This window comes from Pedobacter anseongensis, from assembly GCF_037482965.1.
In the GTDB taxonomy this organism is placed as follows: Bacteria; Bacteroidota; Bacteroidia; order Sphingobacteriales; family Sphingobacteriaceae; genus Pedobacter; species Pedobacter anseongensis.
The window spans coordinates 389984-410626 of the sequence record NZ_JBBHKB010000001.1; the positions used below are offsets into that span (position 1 = coordinate 389984).

Below are 20643 nucleotides of genomic sequence, written 5' to 3' on the forward strand. Positions count from 1 at the left end.
ATTTTTCTGTTACAAATGTGCATTTATTCTACTCATCAGAAAAAGCATAAAAAGTTATTGATGATAACGTAAGGTTATGATGTCAGTACCCGTTGAAACAAATTGTTTGTATCTTAGGTTATCTACTAAAACCGTGTATGATAGATTTCCGTTTGCAAGTATTTTATGCTGTCGCTAAAAGGCTGAATTTTACAAAGGCCTCGGCAGAGTTATTTATCAGTCAGCCTGCTGTAACCAAACACATTAAAGAATTAGAGCAGGAGTTCAAAATGTCATTATTTGAACGCAGTGGAAACAAAAAAATCAGCCTCACCCCAGCCGGCGAATTATTGTTGCATTACGCAGAACAGATTTTTGGAACTTACCGGGAACTGGAATATGATATGAATCTACTTACTAAACAGCATAAAGGAATATTGAGGATTGGTGCCAGCAGTACTGTGGCACAATATATCATTCCACCTGTATTGGCACAGTTTCACAATAAGTTTAAGGATATACAAATTCAACTGGTTACCGGAAACACAGAAGATGTAGAGCAGCGTTTGATTGCTAAGGAAATAGATTTTGGAATCATTGAAGGCATCTCCCGGAACCCACAGATTAAATACGAACAATATCTAAAAGACGAGCTGGTGCTGGTGTGTTCTGGTCACAATTATGCCATGAAAAAGGAAATGATCAAACCGAATGAGTTGAAGGATTATGATTTATTACTTCGTGAACCTGGTTCTGGTACACTAGATGTTATTGCATATGCTTTAAAAGCACACCAGATAAAGGTGGGGGACTTAAATATAGAAATGCAGTTAGGTAGTACCGAAAGCATTAAATCCTATTTGATTCACAGCAAATGCCTGGCTTTTTTATCTATCCACTCCATATTGAAAGAGCTCAAGAATAATGAATGCCGCATCATAGATATCAAGGATATGGTTATCGAAAGGCCGTTTCATTTCATTCAGCTTCATGGTCAGCAGGACGCTCTGGCGGAACTATTTATGCGCTTCGCTAAAAGCTACAACTATAATGTATAGTGTTACCGAAATTTCGAGGCAATATCAGCCAGCTAAAGTGCTGCTGCTCTTTGTTTCTGAAGCTCCTGGAGGTGACGATAAACATTTTTACCTGGGAAATACTAATCTGTTTCGAACAATTTATCTTGCATTTAGTGAGGTATTTGGCGATTTTAAATCTGTAGAAGATTTTTTGCAGTTCTTTAAAGGCACGGGATGCTTTTTGGAACATCTAACTTGTACACCTATTGATAAATCGTCAGTTAAAATCAGAAAAAACCAGAGGCAGGGGGGAATAGAGCAATTAGCTCATAAAATCAGAACATATCAACCCCGATTAATCATGATCCTAATGAAAAGCATTGAACAAGAGGTTAAAGAATCTATTGACCTATCAGGCTTATCGTTTATCGAAGAAATTGCAGTTACCTGCTATCCTGCCGGCACTGAATCAAACAGGCTTACTTGCATCCGGGATACCAGGGTTATCATCTCCAAACTGGCATCGATATTGACATAACATGCAAATATATTGCTGTAATATACCGATACAGAACAAGATGAAAATTCAAGATCAGGAAAACACCAAACAGCATGCAGGAGACCATTTGGCTAATGAAAGAACATTTTTGGCCTGGATCAGAACCAGTATTGGTATCATGGGATTTGGCTTCGTGGTGATGAAATTCTCGCTATTTATCAAGCAGATCAGTGCCGCACTGGGGAGTAAAGTGCCCCTGCACCAAACCGGAGATTCCCGCATTATCGGGATTTTTCTAGTTGCCCTGGGAGCAATTACTATCATTTGTTCTTACTTAAGATATAATTCAACGAAAGAACAATTGAATCAGGGGGTGTATTACCATTCAACACTTTTTGTTAAAGTTTTAACCGCTTTAGTTTTCATAGCTAGTATACTTTTACTGCTCTACCTTATTAAAACAACATAGGCAGTTAAATCATCTGTACTTGATGCTTTAGAAAAGAGAGGAAGGAAAGCGGTCGATATAGCGTTGTTTTTTGATATAAATTGCTGATTGCATTGGTCAAGGATCTTATAAAAATTTCACCTCTTTATGATAATCCACAGGAACAGGATAAGTCAATATTTTATGTTCCCGTAAATATTTTGGGTACCGCAATACGCTGTGAAGAATATATACCTGAATGGCCACTGAAAAAATAGGCTGTAAAACAGGCTACCGCAAAAAACATGGTGTATTCACTACCAAAAAGTTCTATACCCATAATCGTACAGGCAAGGGGTGTATTCGTTGCACCAGCAAAAACAGCAATAAATCCAAGGGCAGCAAACAAACTAACTGGAGCATTTAATAAGGTCGAAAGTGCATTGCCTAATGTTGCGCCAATATAAAACAAAGGCGTTACCTCACCACCTTTAAATCCAGTTCCTAATGTTAAAGTTGTGTAAATGGTCTTCCATAACCAGCTCCAAGTATCTGCTCCACCAGGCTGAAAAGCAGAGGGAATTGTAACGGCTCCTTGGTATTCGCTATCCACGCCCAAACTTAAGTAATCCGGTTTCCCGATGGCGTAAGTCAAGCCTATAATAATCAGACCACCGATAACAGGAATAAGCCACTGGATCTTACATACTTTAGAAAAAAAGGCCTTGATCTCATGCACCATTACAGCAAACAGGTAGCTGGCCAGACCAAACAATGTGGATGCTAGAATAACCTTACTAAGCAGGAGTAGGTTTACCGGCAGGTATTCAGATAGAAAGTAGGCACTTTTCTCTATGAGATCGATGTGATAAGCGGTATGATGGATGCCCCAGGCAGAGACAGTAAGATCACCAAGCACGCTGGCAATTAATGCGGGAAGTAAAGCCTTGTACTCTATTCTTCCAATGGCCAGAACTTCCATTGCAAATATGGCACCGGTGAGCGGTGTTCCGAACACCGCCCCAAACCCGGCTGCAATTCCCGCGGTAAGGAGCATCTTGGTGTCTACCTCATTTAGCTTAAACCAGCGGCTAAACATTCCTGCGATGCTTCCTCCGATTTGTACCGCGGTTCCCTCTCTTCCAGCCGATCCGCCAAACAAATGGGTAATCACTGTAGTTATTAAGATTACTGGCGCCATCTGCCTGGGCACTCCACCACCCGGCCTATGGATTTCATCCATGATCAGGTTATTTCCTTTTTCTGAGGACCTACCAACTGACTGATAAATCAGGTGGATCACAATACCTGCTAAAGGTAGCAGAAAAATGAGACAGGTATGCTGAAAGCGAAAGTGAATGGCCCAGCCTAGCAGCCAAAGGAACAAGGCAACCATACTTCCTATTGCAATGGCAACAGGAAGTATAAGCAGCGTCCATCGAACCGCATATTTAAAAACCGAAAGGTGTTCAAATAAAAATTTATTATGTTTCATTGTAGGTTAGCGGCTGATTTATAATTTTTTATAAAAAGTATTGATTCCTGCAAATGATGCCCTATCACCAAGTTCTTCTTCTATCCGAAGCAACTGGTTAAATTTAGATACCCTTTCAGAGCGGCAGCCACTTCCTGTTTTGATGTGCCCCGCACCGGTAGCGACAACCAGATCCGCAATTGTCGTGTCTTCAGTTTCACCACTGCGGTGAGAAATAAAGCAATTGTAACCGTTTTTTTGGGCTAGTTCTACGGCCTTTAGCGTTTCGGAAACTGTACCGATCTGGTTCAATTTAATCAGTACGCTGTTTGCAATGCCCTGGTCGATTCCCTGCTGGATAATACTCGGGTTGGTGCAGAATATATCATCTCCAACCAATTCCACTTTGTCTCCCAAAAGGCTGGTCAGCTTTTTCCATCCCTCCCAATCGTTTTCGCCCAACCCGTCTTCCAACAGGATAATTGGGTACTCTTTTAACCATCCTTCCCAAAAGCCAATCATTTCATCTGTTGTGATCCGTTCTTTAGAACTTTTATAAAATTCATATTTTCCATTATTCCACATTTCGCTGGTCGCTGGGTCAAGACAAAGGGAAATATCCTTGCCTGGAGCAAAACCGGCAATATGTATCGCTTCCATGATGATTTGGACGGCTTCCTCATTAGAACTCAGATTTGGCGCAAACCCACCTTCGTCACCAACTCCGGTATAATAGCCTTTCGCTTTTAGCAGACTTCTCAAGGAATGAAAAACAGCTTCGCCCATACGGATACTTTCCTTAAACGAGGGGGCGTTATGAGGGGCAATCATAAATTCCTGAAAATCGATGTTGTTATCAGAATGCCTTCCCCCATTAATGACATTCATGCACGGTACGGGCATTACGTAACCTTCCCTTTCCACTAGCTGCCTATACAAGGGAATCCCTTTTGCAACGGCCGAAGCCCGGGCGAAGGCGATTGAGGCCGCAAGCATCGCATTTGCGCCGAGCCTTGATTTATTCTCGGTTCCATCCAGACCAATTATATGATCATCGAAGGCCTGCTGACCCTCAAAGGATAAGCCGGTGACTGATTTGCCGACTTCGACGTTAATCCCTTTTACTGCTTTTTCCACGCCTTTACCATTATAGCGCTCTGGATCACCATCTCTAAGCTCTACGGCTTCTTTTTCACCCGTACTTGCCCCGGATGGAGAAATACCCCTTGCTGTTGTTCCGTTAAGAGTGACTTCTACTTCTACTGTCGGATTGCCCCTGGAATCCAAAATTTCACGGGCATGAATTTTAGTTAATTTCATAGTTTTTTGTTTTATATTGATTTTTAGTATTTCGGTTGCTTACAAATAATTGAGTTTCTCAAAAGATCAAAACCAGTGTTCCCCCAATGATCAGTAGGGCACCAAAGAATACTTTCAGGGTAAGAGCTTCTTTCAGGAACACCATTGCAAGTATAATAGTTAGGGCAACACTCAACTTATCAACAGGGGCGACCTGGGACACTTTCCCGATCTGCAAAGCCTTGTAGTAGAATATCCAGGACAAGCCGGTGGCAAGGCCAGATAAAAAAAGAAATAGCAGGTTATGCTTTGACAGTTCCGTAATTCCTTTAAGTTCGCCTCTGGCCATTACGATCCCCCAGGCTACAATCAGTATTACCACCGTTCGTATGGCAGTAGCCAAATCAGAATTGACATTGGTTACGCCGACTTTTGCAAAGATGGCCGTAAGGGAAGCAAAGAAAGCTGATAATAGCGCGTAGATCCACCACATAGTTTTATGTTAATTTTCCGTTATTGAATAATTCCAAAGTAAATGAGTACAAGAACCGTTGCTCCGGCAATGATCCGGTAAATGCCGAACCAGCGGAAAGAATGCTTTTGAAGATAGGTGATGAAAGAGCGGATGGCCATCCATACATCCCACCCGCACCTGCTTTACTTAAATGAATGATCGTAGTTAGATTCGGTTCATGGGAAGGGCGTAGACGCTTAACGGTGTTTTTAATCAGTCCTGAAGCAATCTGATCTGCACTAGCAACTAGTAGCGCAATGGTAATAAGAACCTGCCAAATTTTTTTGCAGAAATTCTGGAAGAGGCAATAAATAATGAAGGCATAAAAAGGAAGCCAAAAACGCTTATCACTGGCCCAGTACATGATCGTATCCCAGAATGCATTATGGTGCTGATTTATCCACAAGAACCATTCAGTTTCAACCGGCAGGACCATTGCTAACACTGATCTCACTTTGGCAGACAGACAAAGTAAGACAAGCGCAATTAAGATAGCTGCCAGCAATAAGAGTTGAGAATTTATTTTTAATTTTTTCACCTACAATACTTTGACCGGCAGATTTTATTACCTGCTGGAATTTCTATTGTAGGCGCCATCAGCTTTTGAAAAAAGCGGTTGAATCGGAAGGACACCATTTCCGTATTGCAAATATAATACTAATAAAATGATGTGCAAAATCTTAAAGTAGGTGTTGAGAATTTAATTTATCACTATTCCTCCTTATTTGAATACGAGAACCAGTTTCTTATTCTTCTACCGTTTAAACAAGCATCATATCACGGGATTAAAGCTTTTCTTAAACAAAATGAAACCGCCTGGAAATAAACATGTTATCTATATAGGAATTTTTTTTATAACCCTAAAAAATTAAAGTTATGGGATACCATGAATGGAAAAACTGTATTGATGCATGCTTAAAGTGTGCTTCAATTTGCAATCATTGTGCAAGTTCATGCACTCAGGAAGAAGACGTGAAAATGATGGCGCGGTGTATTGAGCTTGATATGCAATGTGCAGCCATCTGCTACTCTGCCGCTCAATTGATGAGTATGGGTAGCTCTTTTGCTCAAGACATTTGCCGTATTTGCGCAGATATTTGCCAGCAATGCGGAGATGAGTGTAGTAATCATCATACCCAGCATTGTCAGGAATGTGCAGATGCTTGTAAGGCTTGTGCGGAAGAATGCAGAAGAATGACAGGAGTAGCTGCTTAAGATGCCAATCACCGTGAGCATTAATTGATTAAGGGCAGCATTCTAGTTGCCCTTTCATTTTTATAAATAGGCAAATTTATTCCATTCATTTTATTTTCATTATTCCCTCATTAATTGATAATCTATTAGGGCAGGAAATATTTGGGTTTTATCTCATAAATGACTTTCTAAAAGTTATTTACCTTAGAGCTGATTATCATAAACCCATTCCATTATTCAAATCAGAATTTTAGTTTTTGATGATGAGTTTTTGATAATTTTAGGTTACAAAAAAACGAAGGTTTAACTGTATTCTCAAAAAAATAGAATGATGGATTGTCCAGGCATTCCGATGACCTTCACGGCATAATGGATACACAATATGGTGAGCAAAGAAATTGATATTAGCAACTTGACCATTATTATTTAGAACACTACGCCAGATCTTATGCGATAAGAGTGTGCGCTATGTTAATCACAGTCCGTCGGAGATAAGCCTTATTACTCCAGAAAAAGTAATGAAAGAGTGGGAAATGATTAAAAGGCAATGCAAGAGACGATAACAACCGAATTCATTAATTGACTAATTAATCGAACGAATTAGGGAACTGCATGTAGGTTAAGGAATTAAGTGTATAAGCAAATCTCAAATCTATCCGATTAACAGACGAAAGCTACCCATTCCTATAATATGTTTATCAATTAGTTACAAGCCTTCAAAGAAATCCATTAGTTTATTTGTAACGGTTTTAATTTTGTTAATTAAAAATATGGCTTTTTATTGAAGAATAATAAAACATTCCATAACCTATATCTCTATCGAAGTATTGATCTTTAGTTTTGCACTCAGATCATGGAAATAACTTGGGGACCAAATTTCAAGTACCCTTGGGTCCTTTATAAATCTAGATATGTCGGCTTTGACAAAGTCCATTTTAACATATTCAATCTTTTCGCTCAACAATTTCCTGAACTCCTCTTCGCTTATGGTCTCTTTTTTCCAGTCACCGCTATCTATCGCCCTTAGCAAGAAATGATCGAGATTGAGAGGATATCCTTTTTTGATATACCATTCCATATCATACCAGTCACGCCCCTTTACATTCGTGCCCCACTTGCGAAAAAGCAATGCATGCATCTTGCCGGCAAAAAGGTCGGGAAGCGACAGGCATTTCACGTAAAACGAAAAAGGCTTGAGCAACAACTTTTCTTCGGTAGAGAAACCCAATGGCGGTTCTTTATCCACTTCTATCTTGATCTTGATACTGGCCACTTCCTTGATACCATTTTGTGGGATGACACCTTCGAGCACAAGTTCCCTCCAAATAGTTTCCGATTTTAGAAAGGCAGAGTTGATATTGCTCTTCACCGTCTTCTGTTTTTCCGAAATAGATACCTGCATCCCAAGTGCAGCGAACTCATTTATGATAGCATCCTGGTATTTTTCCAGCGAAAAATCCGGGTCAACGGCAAGTAGCGAAAAATCCAGGTCCTCTGAAAAGCGGTCTAGCCCGTAGAATATCCTGAGCGCAGTTCCGCCATAGAATGCCGCCTTTTCAAAAAAACCTGCACGGTTAAGTCCTGCCAGAGTAATCTCCTGCATGATTTCCCTCAATGCATCTTTGGCTTCCTCCCTGTTTGCGGGATGATAACCTTCGAGCCATTCCTTTATCATATTTTTTCTATCATTTTGATTAACATTTCAAGGCTTTCCCTTTTGGGTGCATTTTCAAGCCAGCTTAACATCGCATTTAGATCAAACTTAGCTAGATCTTCTTCCTCCATTCTCAGGTTTCCAAAAACATAGTCCCTTGCAGCAGACTGGCTCCTTAAGGTTATGCCTGCTGTTGTAGCTATTTTATCGCATAGTGCCTTTTCGGGGATTGCAATTATGGCTTGCTGGTCTTTAGACAGGTTCACGGTAGCAAGACCGAATGCATAAAAAGGCAGTTGCAGGTTGGTATAGGTATATAGTCCTATGCTGGTCTGATATTTTCTCGATGATTTTGTGGTCATTGACGTTACCGCAAAGACCTTCTCTGGAATTAGTCCGTAATGCGCGAGCGCACTTTCCATTGAAAGGTAGCTTGGTCCGAGAATATGGTTGGCGAGCAGTGCGCTTTCAGGTCGTTCGGTTCCAAGGGATCGACCAGCTATATAAAGTCCTTTTTTTATAGGTTCGATCAGGCCATCTGCTTTTAAAGATAATATCTTATCATTTGGTCTTCTGTAGTCTTTCAAAAGGCTAGCTAGGAGTTGGTGGGTTAGCGGTTGACTAGATATGTCTTTTAATGCTGTTCGAATATCCATTGTAAAATATAAATAAGATAAACGGTTAATTTTCGTTTATCCTATTCCAAAACTACATAAAATAATCGAATACGCAAAATTAACATAAGATAAACGACTTATATTCGTTTATCTTATGTTAATTCAATAATTGTGATGAATTCATAAAAAGAAGCAATTATAGCATTATACAGCACATGTAAAATGAAAGCATAAAAAGATCTCTAGCAAGCTCTGCTCTACTATTACATTTAGGAGTACAATCCCTAATATCCTTAATCGTTTTCACTTGGGTGTTTCTCTTTTTTGTTTGTGGTGCATCAACAATCTTGAACTCTTCAAAGGGATAATGTTCAATCCTTATTATTCCCAAACTTTTTCTATTGTATCTTTTGCGTGCATGATTAAAAAGCCCACGCAAATCACGCATATAATTGTGGACGCTGGAATCTGTCAATGCTTTTTGCACAGTAGTGACTAGATCATTAAATTGATTTAATCTTTTAATAATCCGCTCAGTTCGGAGAAACCTTTCCCAGTCGTAAAGCATGTCTAAATTAATCTCGTCAACAAGCACTTTTTCCCTTTTGAAAAAATCAACTATGCTATTCTTGACTGTATTGAAATTGGCTGCACTCTTATCTTTTTTTCCGTCTTTAAGCTCTTTAACATATTCATTACAGAATTTAATGAAGTCAATATCTTCATCATGTTTGGTTAAATAATTTTTGAGTTCATCAGAGTTGAATAACTTCAATCGATTGCCCAAACTGCTTATCGCTATCCTGTAATCGTCAAGTTGTGCATTTATCAACTTGTTTATAAAAGGACCCTTAATAATGAGTTCTGTTTTGTTTTTTGGATGTTTTTTTACTTGTTTTTCAGACACAATATTCTGTATCTATGAATCTGAATTTGTCTTTATGGAACACTCTAATCTTTACATTGTAAGTTCCATCATTTTTGTAATGGTGTACGAAAACTTTTGCATCTACTGTTGCCATTTTTTAATTTAAAAATTGCGTTTACGGATACCGGAAGCCCTACATCATGTGAATTTTCTTGTAAGATATTTGTAACGATTTTTCGAGAAGTTTAACATTTTTTGGTGTAAAACTTGACGAATAACAACAATTGAGAAACTGTTCGATTGGGTAGGAGAATTCCTATATGCAAACAAAAACCCCATTCTATTGCTAGAAAGGGGTTTTTTTTGCGATTTTCGGACTTGAAAATCTGAGCTCCCTCTGCTGGGCTCGAACCAGCGACCCTCTGATTAATCCCGCATGTGCGGGACTCTAACCAGCTGAGCTAAAAAACCCGTCAGCGGTTCGCCGCCAATCATTCTTTCAATCAATTTCCTGTTCTTTTGCTTTTTGATGAACCTCTCAATACGCACGGCATCACTCTCGTTCGATCCACAGGAAAAAACAGCTTTTAATTCCCAAGGTCTATGCTTTGAAGTGAAGGTCGCAAATTCCGAGTTATTGTGTTCGGTCAGCCGACGCTCGAAATCGTTCGTGTAGCCAACATAGTAAATGTCGGAACTATCAGAATATAATATGTAAATATAAAAAGCCATGTAACGCAAAAAACCCCCACAATTGTGGGGGTTTTGGCTCCCTCTGCTGGGCTCGAACCAGCGACCCTCTGATTAACAGACAAACGCTATCCATTTATAATAATTTGTTTATCAATTAGTTACGACCTTTCAAAGAAATGCTGTAATGTATTTGTAACGGTTTTTTTTATAAACTCAAATTTAATTTTTTTTTCTAATACATCGTTCTAGCATTTAATTTTTTTCAAAAACCAACATAAATACTACACAAAATTGGGAGCAAGAAAATAACTTGAATATATATTCAAAGGAAAGAATACCAAATGTTCAAATTGACCTATGGTGTTAAAATGGAGTCACTAAAGCATTACGGGCTATACTTTATTGCTTGTACACATATCTAACTAATGAAAACTTAACAGAAAAACTTATGAACCATCAAAAATCCTTTACCAGACAATTTAGATGGAGATATCGGAGTGGATATTTCATCAACCGCGAGCTCTAAATGCTGTTTTTGATGCTCTAAAAGGGGTTTTTTATCGCTCATTGGGTGATTTGGCAGAGTTTTGGCAGAGTTTTCAATATTAAAAATCATCAAAAATCTGCATTAACAGGTATTTTAGCAGATTTTTTATAAATTTTCGCGTTATCTAATTTACGAATAATAAGCGTAGATAAAAATAATAAAACCACTTCAAAAAACCTCCCATAACCTTTTAAATAGCTATTTTCGTTGTGGAGAATAAAACATTTATTACAAATAAAATATGTACAATTATCCACCCTCCTTTAAAGCTGGCTTGGCTGAGTCCTGACTGAGTAGTCATTTTTATTTTAACATAAAATATTGATTACAAGTAAGTTATATATTTTAGTGTAGAATACCTTATTTACCACTGTTCTTAAAACGCGCAAATTCTGAGGGGCTTACCCGATACCTTGCAAAATTACCCTCGTGCAGTGAGGTGATCTCATTTTCCACTGAGCTAATAAATTGCCCCCTATCTTGTTCGGGAATAGCTTCTGCGGCGGCATTTATATGATCCAACATATTTTTATTACTCTCCGCTTTCAGTATGATGGAAGTAATAAGCTGTCTGATCGGTATTCGGTACTTTAGTTTGAAAGCATCGGGTTCACCTAAAGATTGCCTGATCACTTTATATTGGGCAGCTGAACGCTCATAGGACCAGATGAACACATCCTTCAAAAGACTGATGTCATTTTGTTCGTATATGGACATCATGCCCTGAAAGTATATGTCTTCCGGTACATCGATGAAGGATAGTGGCGATAGATTCTTTTTTATAAGCGGTATGTTTGCTGCTAATCTGGAAACGCGCTTGTTAACATCATCGAAGGGCTGTAGGTATGGCAGGTGGACCATCAAGAAAAAAGACTGCTCAAACGGGTCTTCGATTTGCTCCACTTTTTCCAGAATGAGATCAAAGTATTCCTCGACTAGCTGTGGGATCGCCAAGGGGGTAAATGTAGAGCCGGTAATGCCAACTGCCATCGACCTTAACCTGCCTGCTGCCTCTGGATCTGGAAGCAAGTTATTGGCCAGCATCGCATGTATATTGAGCAAGGTATAGCGGTTATATCCGATTTCATCAGTTATTTGGACAATGAACTCTATTGCATCTTTATGGTTCAATATCATCTGTGCTTCCTTACCAGATTTTTCGCTGTCCGCCTCTCCAAATTCAATCAAGCGCTGTGTATCCAACAAACTATAGGTATTTCCTTCCAAACGGCTGGAATTCCATGACAGATCTATCAACAAGCGGTTAAGTATCTGCTGGGCATATGTCCCGGCCGGTTGTTCTATTTGGGTATCACCAATTTCGGCGAGGTGTTTTCTTTCCTTTACAGTAAGATAGCTGTCTATGTTAGGGCGGTAGGATTTTAGAAAATCCTGTTGATAGCCTACCGGAACCCTTTTTTGGATAGGGGCAGTAACCATTGCCAACGCCTTTTTACCTCCTTCTGATAAGGGAATGAGTGATTCCGAATGTTTCTCTGGCTTTTCAGCGGCGGTTCGAATATCTTTCTGTACAAAACTATACATTGTAGCCCTGGCAGCCCCACTGATTTCTATCAACCCCACGTCCGCCAATTTCTTTAGCCAACGTTGCAAGGTTCTTGTAGTAACTCCGGTCTCCAGACCTGCATGGATATCGTCAATTCCGACTCCATCCGGAAATTTTGATATAATCTGTACTATCTGTTGTTCCCGTTCTTCGTTCATATCGCGACAATTTCGAAGTATTGCGACAAATATAAATATTTTTTTGTCGCGATACAATATATTGCGACAAAAACAAAGCGGATTTGTCGCAATATATTGTATTGCGACAAATCTTCACCATTGTTGGTGACAGATTGATTTCTGCATCTTTTGACCCATCATTAATCCGTTCAATATTTCTTTCCCCAGATGAGAATTGTGCAATGATCACAACAGACAATCTATTGATTGGCATCTAGAAGATATCTTATCCCTGAATTGCATAATTTGTATTTAAGTAATTGCTTAAATGCTTATATTTGTTCATTATTTTAATGATGAACAGTTGTAAAAGAATTTTCGCGGATCAAGGTCAGATTAATAATTGCAAAGAAGCCTTGAATGAAAGTAGTGGTCCATTCTCATACCTATCAGGACTATTGGCTCTCACCGGGAACGAGGTTAGACTAAAGATACTTTTCCTATTAAACAGAGAAGGCAAACTTTGCCCATGTGACCTGAGCGACATATTGGGTATGACAATCCCTGCCATATCACAGCACCTTCGTAAGCTGAAGGATGGCGGCATGATTCATTCGGTAAAATCAGGCCAGACCGTATTCTATTCCATTGAGGCTTCCCAACTCGGCCTGCTTCGCCCATTCTTCAATCAACTGCAAAAACATTTAACAACGGTACATCCATGAGTATAGGAACAACAAAAAGCTGGATAGCAGGCCTGTTTGCGGCCTTTACGGCATCACTTTGCTGTATTGCCCCCTTATTTGCCGTCATCGGAGGGGCAGGGAGCGCATCAACCTACTTCAGTTGGATCGAGCCTTATCGCCCGTATATTATCGGGCTGACCATTCTGGTGTTCGCACTGGCCTGGTTCAACCTGCTGAAACGAAAAGACACACAAAAAGACAATTGTGGATGTGGGGTGCAGAAAAAAAGTTTTATGGGGTCAAAAAAGTTTCTCATGATTGTAACGGTAATCTCTGCCCTGTTGATCACTTTTCCCTATTATTCAAATTTGCTTTATGCCAGCCCAAAGACAGCGACCACAACCGGAACAGTAAGTAAAAAACTTGCCAATGCAAAGTTCTCCATAGAGGGAATGAGCTGCGAAGGCTGTACCAGCCACATTGATGGGGGATTGAAAGGCATTAGCGGTATTGCCAGCTCCACGACCTCATTTGAAAAAAGAATGGCGCTGGTCAGTTACGACCCAGACAGTATAACCACTGACAGCATTAGCAAAAAAATAAGAAAAATCGGTTATAGAAACACTATTATAAACAAAGACTAGAATGGCGACTACAATAATACTCGATTCAACTATTACCTGCCCAAAATGTGGCTTTGCAAAGAATGAAGAAATGCCTACCGAATCCTGTCAGTATTTTTACGAATGTGAAAGCTGCAAAACAGTGCTAAAACCACTCGAAGGAGACTGTTGTGTGTTCTGTAGTTATGGAACGGCCAAATGTCCACCGATACAGGCAGGGAATTCCTGCTGTGGCTAGCTTACTACTTCGTAAAAGGTAATAAGGTTTCCATAAAGGTCTAAGGTTGCTAGATCGCGGTGTCCCCAATGTTGTTCTTCTACAATAGAATGCTCACTATGAAGCACTCTCTGTGCCTTATATTCTGTGTAAAGCTCATCAATGCCCTCTACTTCGACCCTACAGCTTGCAGTGCCTGCAATGAAGGTTTCTGCCCCCGACCAGATCGGTCTAAGGAAAAGAGCCAAGCTCCTATATTTCCAGCTCTTGTCGCATGCCTGCCAAAGATGGATCTCGACACTTCCACGCACCAATATGGCAAAGCTTTCTTCCTGGTGGCGGGCAACAAAGCCCATTTTTGACTGGTAGAAGTCCACAGCCTTTTTAACGCTGACAGCAGGGAGCGCTGGAATACTGTTCTTGAAATTAACCATTGTTTTTTATCCTATAACTTAAAGTTAGTGAATTTAGTAGAACTTTTTCCTGAACCAGAAAGCCAGGTTGACAAGTGCAATGAGTGCGGGCACCTCTACCAAAGGCCCGATTACCCCTGCAAACGCCTGTCCAGAATTGATCCCGAATACACCGATAGCAACGGCAATCGCCAGCTCAAAGTTATTCCCAGTCGCCGTAAAGGCAATCGAAGTGCTCCTTGAATAATCCGCACCAAAGTATTTGCCCGCAAAAAAGCTGGCTACGAACATGATCGAAAAGTAGATCACCAGGGGTATGGCAATTCGAACCACATCCATTGGAATCTGAACGATCAGGTTACCCTTTAGACTGAACATGATCACGATGGTAAAAAGCAAGGCAATCAAGGTAATGGGCGATATCATCGGTACGAACTTATCCTGGAACCATTCTTCACCTTTCATTTTGATCAAAACGAACCTTGAGATAATGCCCAATGCAAAAGGCAGTCCCAGATATATGGCGACACTTTTGGCTATCTCACCAATCGTAATATTCACTTCCAGACATTTCAATCCAAAGTAAGGAGGCAATACGGTAATGAAAACATAGGCAAAAACACTGTAGAGCAATACCTGAAAGATGCTGTTCAATGCAATCAGCCCTGCCGCATACTCGCGGTTCCCTTCCGCCAGTTCATTCCACACGACGACCATGGCAATACAACGGGCAAGTCCAATTAAGATAAGACCAACCATGTATTCGGGATCATCCCTTAAAAAAGTTATGGCCAAAACGAACATCAGAAGTGGGCCGATGACCCAGTTGAGCACCAATGAAACGGTCAGCACTTTTGTGTCCTTGAACACTTCGCCCATCTTTTCATATCTTACCTTTGCAAGGGGTGGATACATCATCAGAATCAGTCCAATGGCCATTGGTATGTTCGTTGTTCCACTGGAGAATGAATTGATCAAGCTCGATGAAGAAGGAATAAAATAGCCTATTCCTACTCCAATGGCCATCGCCATGAATATCCAAAGGGTAAGGTAGCGATCAAGAAAACCCAGTTTTTCCCGTTCTACAACAGGTGCACAATTGTTTGCAGACATCTTAGCGCTTTAGGTTTTCGTTAACAAAGTTCTGTGCGTATTTGCGGATCATCTCCCTCACCTCACGGAACTGTTCCATCACTTCTTCTTCGGTGCCAGTTGCTTTTGCGGGATCTGGAAAGTTATAATGGAACTTTACTGCATTGGTCGGGAAATAAGGGCAGCTCTCTTTTGCGTTATCGCAAACGGTGATCACGTAGTCGAAATCGATACCCGTGTATTCATCAATGTTGTTTGAGGTATGTCCGGAAATGTCTGTTCCATCCCTTTTCATGATCTCAATGGCCTTTGGGTTTACGCCATGGGTTTCTATTCCCGCACTGTATATTTCTGCCTTATCTCCTGCAAAATGTCTTAAATAGCCTTCTGCAATCTGGCTCCTGCAACTGTTTCCCGTGCACAGTACTAATATCTTCTTCATAAATTTTAGTATCAAATGATTGTTTTACTTCTTCTTTCCAGCAGTACCGTATCCCGCCAGACACCGTTCTGCTTTCCAATTTTCTCTCTAGTTCCAAGTGTCCTGAAGCCCGCCTTTTCATGGATACGAAGGCTACCGATGTTCTCTGGAAATATACCTGCCTGTAATGTCCATATTCCTTCTATCTCACTCAAGGCAACAAGTTCTTCTAAAAGTGCAAGCCCAGTTCCCTTTCCAGATTGTTCGGGGTAAACATATACGCTGACTTCAGCTACCCCGGCATATACGCAACGTGAAGAAACAGGAGTCAATGCTGCCCATCCGACCAAACTTCCATTTTCTTCGGCAACAATCCTGCAAGTGCCAAGATGCGAACTGTCCCATTCTTCCCAAGCAGGTGCGCTGGTTTGAAAAGTGGCGTTGCCCGTGGCAATGCCTTTCTCATAAATTGATTTTACAGCCTCCCAGTCCGAGGGCAATAGGTTCCTGATTTCCATAACAAAATGATTAACAGCAACCGCCCCCAGGGGTACAACTGTTCGCCGCACCTGCCAGATTAACCAATCCATTTTTTGGAGCGTCTTCAACCCCGCAAGCCTCCCTTGCAAGACAGGCAGTCTGTTTGGCAAGCAGCAAAAAGTTTGTTCCATCAAAGCCAAGGTCATATTTTCCAATGGTTCCAGATTGGTATTCCACTTCGATTTCCAGGTCTTCCATGCCCAATACCTTTTCTGATAGGGAAATGATGTTCAGCAATTTTCCAGCTTTCAAGCGATGCTCGTAGTCATCGGCATCCCATAACTGGAAGTTTGCCACTTTCTCATGGCGCACCTTCCCTCCACAGTCGATGAAGTCCCTTGTGATGACACCTACTTCTGTTACGTGGAAATGTTCTGGTACGGTTTCTCCGTTTTCTACTTGGAAATTAACTGCTTCAGCTGTTGCCAAGATCGTTTTGATTTCTGATAGTTTCATATATTCTCTATTTATGTATCGTAATTTTGCGATGGATTTACTCAAAAAAAGGGTTAGCAACAATCCTTGGGATCTGAATAGGAGCCCATAAAGTCTCCAAACAGCTTTTGTAAAAGGGCCCATGTTTTCGGTTCTATGCAATAGCACACCTTCACCCCGTCGATCGTTCCCTGTATGATACCCGCATTTTTCAGCTCTTTTAAATGCTGTGAGATCGTTGCCTGCGCAAGTCCAAGTTCTTCCACAAGGTCGCCACAGATACAGGCATTGGCTGAAATGATCTGCTGCAATATCGCAATGCGTGCAGGATGTGCAATCGCCTTCAAAAGTGTCGAAAGTTCGTTCTGCTCCTGGGTGAATATTTCTGTCTTTGTAAGTCCCATAATTTTTATATCGCAATATTACGATGTATAGATTTAAAAAGCAAATCAAATGAGAAATAATTGAAAGGCTGAATGCCTCGCTTCTAGTATTGAAGGGTATGAAGTCATTTTTTGACGATACATGAGCTTCGCTATAAAACAACGGTGCATGCCAAAAAGAAAGCGGGAACCGCCAAAGGCTATTCCCGCTTATCTAAATTAACGCTCTCGATGTAAATAAACGTAAAAAAAATGAAATAGTATTCGCCTGTCAAAATATTTAACTGATATAAACAAAATAGTCCGTTACTTTTTTTCTAGTTCTTTCAACTTTGCCTTCATTATTTTTATCTCTTGTTTTTGGCTTGAAATAATTTCTTCCTGTAATTTTTTTATCTCAGGGTCTTGGGAATTCGATTGCTCGCTCATTAGGATTGCAGCTGCATGGTGAGGTATCATGCCCTTTAAAAACTGTTTGTCTGAAACGGCCGTTTGATATTGAATTAATAAGAAGAATGCGATTAGACCAATTGAACATAATGAAATTAAGCTAATATTAAGTTTCTTATTACCATACATTTTGCCCATTAACGTTAGTTCAATGATAACCATAGGCATAGTCATCAAGGCTGCCATATAGAATTGGTTAATGTTTGGATAAACGTTACTTATACTGTTAACCATTGAATACATCAAAATGTACATCGCAATAAAAGAAAGCACTACCATAGCCAATAGTTTTTTGTAGGAATTTTTATGCGATGTTTCCATTTGCATATCTTTATGTTCCATCTTTTTCATGATCAATCAAGTTAAATTTCTTTTCAGTTTGCTGTTACCCACATTGTTTAATCGATTTTTGCACTTCTCAGTCGTAAAGAATTCAGAATTACAGATACTGAGCTGAAACTCATAGCTAGTGCCGCGATCATTGGAGATAATAGAATTCCAAAAACTGGATATAAAAGACCTGCTGCAACCGGTATCCCCAATACATTATACCCAAGAGCGAAAAACAGATTACCCTTTATATTGCCCATTACTTTATGGCTCAACAACCTTGCTTTTGCAATTCCGTTCAAATCACCTTTTACTAAAGTAATTGCTGCACTTTCAATAGCGACATCGGTTCCTGTCCCCATGGCGATACCAATATCTGCCTGCGATAATGCAGGGGCATCATTAATACCATCGCCTGCCATAGCTACCTTTTTACCTTCGGACTGAAGTTTTTTGATCTCATTCAACTTATCCTCTGGGAGCATCCCGGCTTTGAAGCCATCTAAATTCAAGGTTCCGCTAACTGCTCTTGCTGTGTCCTCATTGTCGCCAGTAAACATAATTACCTTTAAACCTTCCTGTTGAAGTTTATGAATAGCTGCTGCACTGGAAGCTTTTATTTTATCAGAAATAACTACAAAGCCAACGGCCTTATTTCCGACAGCTAAATAAGAAACCGTTTTCCCTTGCTTTTGGGCAGCCTTAACTTGTTCTTCTAATTTGGTGTCAATTTTGGCTTTGACGTGTTCCATTAATTTTTGATTTCCCAAAGCAAGTTCCTCTTTGCCAAGCTCACCTATAACTCCTTTGCCGGTTACCGCTTCAAAATTTGAAATAGGGTGGACGCTTATCTTCTTTTCTTCCCCATAATTTAACGTTGCCTGAGCCAAAGGATGTTCGCTACTACTATTTAGTGCAACTATCCTTTCTAGAACATCTTTTTCAGTGTATTCTGAATTTACACTAATTACTTTTTCAACCGAAGGTTTCCCTTCTGTAACCGTTCCAGTTTTGTCAATAATAACTACATCAATTGCATTCATTTTTTCTAATGATTCCGCATTCTTGATGAGTATACCAGACTGTGCGCCTTTTCCTACACCTACCATTACCGACATAGGTGTAGCCAAACCAAGCGCACATGGGCAGGCAATGATTAATACTGCAATGGCATTTACAAATGCATAAACATAAGATGGCTCAGGCCCATAGATTGCCCATACAATAAAGGTAACAATGGCAATCAATACCACTACAGGCACAAAATATCCTGAAATCTTATCGGCCATTTTTTGAATAGGTGCTTTGGAACGACTGGCAGAATTTACCATTTCAATGATCTGGGAAAGTAGCGTTTCTGAGCCCACTTTTTCTGCAAGCATTACGAAAGTTTTATTTCCGTTGATCGTACCTGAGCTTACCTTGTCTCCCGTCTTTTTCTCCACCGGGACAGGTTCACCCGAGATCATAGATTCATCAATAATTGCTTCCCCTGTTTTAATGCTTCCATCTACGGGTATTTTTTCGCCCGGCTTCACTCTTAACAAATCTCCCTTTTGAATGTCATCAATAGAAACTGTCGATTCTTTATTTCCCACAACCTTTGTAGCCGTATTAGGCGCTAATTTCAATAGTTCTTTAATGGCACTATTGGTTTTACCATGCGCCCTAGCTTCTAAAAGCTGACCAAGCAAGACTAAAGTCAAGATCACGGTTGCCGCTTCAAAATAAACATAGACCGTACCATGGTGGGTTTTAAACTGGTCTGGAAAAATATCGGGAAAAAGCAGGGCGACAAGACTAAAAAGCCAAGCCACCCCCGCACCAATACCAATTAGGGTAAACATATTCAGTTTCCATGTAATTATAGATTGCCAGGCACGTTGAAAGAACATCCATGTTGCATAAAAAACCACCGGGATAGAAAATGCAAACTGAACCCAGTTCCAATATTTTAGCTCCATTAACTTAAAGATCGGATTATCGGGTATCATTTCTGACATGGCAATCAAAAAGATAGGCACAGTAAAAATGGTAGCAATCTTAAACTTGTGCAACAGGGTTTCATAGGTTTTATCTTCCTCTTCCAAATTAACCCCCAACGGCACCAAGTCCATCCCACAAATTGGACAGGAACCGGGCTGATCGCTAATGATTTCGGGATGCATGGGACAGGTAAATTGTGTTGCTTGCTTTAAGGTAGGCTGTTTTAGCAAATCCATTCCACAAACTGGGCAATGACCTGGTTTATCATACGTTTTATCTCCTTCACAATGCATCGGACAATAGTACAGCCCTCCAGTTTCTTCCTTATTCACTTTAATAGGAGTTGTGCCATGATGGTGATGAACTTTCTCTTTTGGATCCTTCTCATGGGCTTTCTTTTCAATACTGTAATTTCCCACCGCTGATAATGCTTCCTGCAACTTTTCAGTCTGGATATGTTTATCCATAGTAATTACTGCTTCGGCAGGTTCCAGCGTAACCTTAGCGGAAATGCCATCAATTCCACTCAATGCTTTTTCAACCTTGGTTCGGCAGCCCTGGCAGCTCATTCCGGTTATTTTATAGGTATGCGTCATG

The 20643-nt window shown here is 40.3% G+C and carries 24 protein-coding genes and 1 riboswitch; of the genes, 7 read left to right on the plus strand and 17 right to left on the minus strand.

The annotated features are described in order from the left end of the window. The first annotated feature begins 137 nt into the window (after window positions 1–137). The 3 genes from WG904_RS01865 to WG904_RS01875 are packed head-to-tail and all read left to right on the plus strand — an operon-like array spanning window position 138 to window position 1966. Window positions 138–1037 carry a LysR family transcriptional regulator gene (locus WG904_RS01865; protein ID WP_056095397.1) on the plus strand — a complete coding sequence of 300 codons (900 nt, stop codon included), beginning with the start codon at window positions 138–140 and terminating at the stop codon, window positions 1035–1037. Further along, the gene (locus tag WG904_RS01870; protein ID WP_056095394.1) at window positions 1030–1536 is read left to right on the plus strand and encodes a hypothetical protein; all 507 of its coding nucleotides are present in this window, start codon (window positions 1030–1032) and stop codon (window positions 1534–1536) included. The genes WG904_RS01865 and WG904_RS01870 overlap by 8 nt, the downstream gene beginning before the upstream one ends. Before the next feature lie 40 nt (window positions 1537–1576). Next, window positions 1577–1966: a YidH family protein gene (locus WG904_RS01875; RefSeq protein WP_008245456.1), complete on the plus strand. Its 390-nt coding sequence runs from the start codon at window positions 1577–1579 to the stop codon at window positions 1964–1966. A gap of 160 nt (window positions 1967–2126) precedes the next feature. On the opposite strand, the gene WG904_RS01880 is transcribed toward WG904_RS01875, so the two are convergent. The 4 genes from WG904_RS01880 to WG904_RS01895 are packed head-to-tail and all read right to left on the minus strand — an operon-like array spanning window position 2127 to window position 5749. Next, complete coding sequence (locus tag WG904_RS01880; RefSeq protein WP_008245455.1) at window positions 2127–3419, minus strand: voltage-gated chloride channel family protein; 1293 nt, start codon at window positions 3417–3419, stop codon at window positions 2127–2129. A gap of 18 nt (window positions 3420–3437) precedes the next feature. Next, window positions 3438–4718 (minus strand): phosphopyruvate hydratase, encoded by a 1281-nt coding sequence (gene eno / locus WG904_RS01885; RefSeq protein ID WP_008245454.1) that lies wholly within the window; start codon window positions 4716–4718, stop codon window positions 3438–3440. 58 nt (window positions 4719–4776) lie between these two features. Further along, window positions 4777–5190, minus strand: coding sequence for an EamA family transporter (locus tag WG904_RS01890; protein WP_008245453.1), 414 nt, complete (start codon window positions 5188–5190; stop codon window positions 4777–4779). Window positions 5191–5194: 4 nt separating this feature from the next. Continuing rightward, the gene (locus WG904_RS01895) at window positions 5195–5749 is read right to left on the minus strand and encodes a phosphatase PAP2 family protein (protein WP_124910972.1); all 555 of its coding nucleotides are present in this window, start codon (window positions 5747–5749) and stop codon (window positions 5195–5197) included. A gap of 42 nt (window positions 5750–5791) precedes the next feature. Continuing rightward, window positions 5792–5860, minus strand: a riboswitch (Fluoride riboswitch). 227 nt (window positions 5861–6087) lie between these two features. Here WG904_RS01895 and WG904_RS01900 point away from each other — a divergent pair. Next, a complete protein-coding gene (locus WG904_RS01900; protein ID WP_008245450.1) occupies window positions 6088–6426 on the plus strand; it encodes a four-helix bundle copper-binding protein in 339 nt (112 codons plus the stop codon). A gap of 787 nt (window positions 6427–7213) precedes the next feature. Here the strand turns inward: WG904_RS01900 and WG904_RS01905 are convergent. The 5 genes from WG904_RS01905 to WG904_RS01925 all read right to left on the minus strand — a co-directional run bounded on the left by WG904_RS01905 (window position 7214) and on the right by WG904_RS01925 (window position 12509). Continuing rightward, complete coding sequence (locus tag WG904_RS01905) at window positions 7214–8080, minus strand: nucleotidyl transferase AbiEii/AbiGii toxin family protein (RefSeq protein ID WP_339577585.1); 867 nt, start codon at window positions 8078–8080, stop codon at window positions 7214–7216. After that, window positions 8077–8715 (minus strand): type IV toxin-antitoxin system AbiEi family antitoxin domain-containing protein, encoded by a 639-nt coding sequence (locus tag WG904_RS01910; RefSeq protein WP_339577586.1) that lies wholly within the window; start codon window positions 8713–8715, stop codon window positions 8077–8079. The genes WG904_RS01905 and WG904_RS01910 overlap by 4 nt, the downstream gene beginning before the upstream one ends. Window positions 8716–8872: 157 nt before the next feature. Next, window positions 8873–9583, minus strand: a complete 711-nt coding sequence (locus WG904_RS01915) for a phage integrase SAM-like domain-containing protein (RefSeq protein WP_339577587.1) — start codon at window positions 9581–9583, stop codon at window positions 8873–8875. 387 nt (window positions 9584–9970) lie between these two features. Then, window positions 9971–10276 carry a GIY-YIG nuclease family protein gene (locus tag WG904_RS01920; RefSeq protein ID WP_339577588.1) on the minus strand — a complete coding sequence of 102 codons (306 nt, stop codon included), beginning with the start codon at window positions 10274–10276 and terminating at the stop codon, window positions 9971–9973. An 868-nt stretch (window positions 10277–11144) separates the two neighbouring features. Next, window positions 11145–12509, minus strand: coding sequence for a Fic family protein (locus WG904_RS01925; RefSeq protein ID WP_339577589.1), 1365 nt, complete (start codon window positions 12507–12509; stop codon window positions 11145–11147). Window positions 12510–12826: 317 nt separating this feature from the next. Between WG904_RS01925 and WG904_RS01930 the strand changes: the two genes are divergently transcribed. Genes WG904_RS01930 through WG904_RS01940 form a run of 3 tightly spaced genes read left to right on the plus strand, consistent with a single transcriptional unit; the run spans window position 12827 to window position 14017 of the window. Then, complete coding sequence (locus tag WG904_RS01930) at window positions 12827–13195, plus strand: ArsR/SmtB family transcription factor (protein ID WP_339578607.1); 369 nt, start codon at window positions 12827–12829, stop codon at window positions 13193–13195. Next, window positions 13192–13800 carry a mercuric transport protein MerTP gene (merTP, locus tag WG904_RS01935; protein ID WP_339577590.1) on the plus strand — a complete coding sequence of 203 codons (609 nt, stop codon included), beginning with the start codon at window positions 13192–13194 and terminating at the stop codon, window positions 13798–13800. The genes WG904_RS01930 and merTP overlap by 4 nt, the downstream gene beginning before the upstream one ends. Before the next feature lies 1 nt (window position 13801). Next, the gene (locus tag WG904_RS01940) at window positions 13802–14017 is read left to right on the plus strand and encodes a GDCCVxC domain-containing (seleno)protein (protein ID WP_339577591.1); all 216 of its coding nucleotides are present in this window, start codon (window positions 13802–13804) and stop codon (window positions 14015–14017) included. Here WG904_RS01940 and WG904_RS01945 read toward each other — a convergent pair. The 8 genes from WG904_RS01945 to WG904_RS01980 form a co-directional block, all read right to left on the minus strand. Further along, the gene (locus WG904_RS01945) at window positions 14014–14430 is read right to left on the minus strand and encodes a VOC family protein (protein ID WP_339577592.1); all 417 of its coding nucleotides are present in this window, start codon (window positions 14428–14430) and stop codon (window positions 14014–14016) included. The genes WG904_RS01940 and WG904_RS01945 overlap by 4 nt on opposite strands. 33 nt (window positions 14431–14463) lie before the next feature. Next, window positions 14464–15522, minus strand: a complete 1059-nt coding sequence (gene arsB, locus WG904_RS01950) for an ACR3 family arsenite efflux transporter (RefSeq protein ID WP_339577593.1) — start codon at window positions 15520–15522, stop codon at window positions 14464–14466. A gap of 1 nt (window position 15523) precedes the next feature. Continuing rightward, complete coding sequence (locus tag WG904_RS01955) at window positions 15524–15943, minus strand: arsenate reductase ArsC (RefSeq protein WP_339577594.1); 420 nt, start codon at window positions 15941–15943, stop codon at window positions 15524–15526. Window positions 15944–15954: 11 nt separating this feature from the next. Further along, the gene (locus tag WG904_RS01960) at window positions 15955–16422 is read right to left on the minus strand and encodes a GNAT family N-acetyltransferase (RefSeq protein ID WP_339577595.1); all 468 of its coding nucleotides are present in this window, start codon (window positions 16420–16422) and stop codon (window positions 15955–15957) included. A 28-nt stretch (window positions 16423–16450) separates the two neighbouring features. Next, the gene (locus WG904_RS01965; RefSeq protein WP_339577596.1) at window positions 16451–16918 is read right to left on the minus strand and encodes a DUF6428 family protein; all 468 of its coding nucleotides are present in this window, start codon (window positions 16916–16918) and stop codon (window positions 16451–16453) included. A 53-nt stretch (window positions 16919–16971) separates the two neighbouring features. Beyond that, window positions 16972–17301: an ArsR/SmtB family transcription factor gene (locus WG904_RS01970; protein ID WP_090993218.1), complete on the minus strand. Its 330-nt coding sequence runs from the start codon at window positions 17299–17301 to the stop codon at window positions 16972–16974. 285 nt (window positions 17302–17586) lie between these two features. Further along, the gene (locus tag WG904_RS01975) at window positions 17587–18081 is read right to left on the minus strand and encodes a DUF305 domain-containing protein (RefSeq protein WP_339577597.1); all 495 of its coding nucleotides are present in this window, start codon (window positions 18079–18081) and stop codon (window positions 17587–17589) included. Window positions 18082–18128: 47 nt separating this feature from the next. Next, complete coding sequence (locus WG904_RS01980; RefSeq protein WP_339577598.1) at window positions 18129–20642, minus strand: heavy metal translocating P-type ATPase; 2514 nt, start codon at window positions 20640–20642, stop codon at window positions 18129–18131. Window position 20643: the final 1 nt, after the last annotated feature.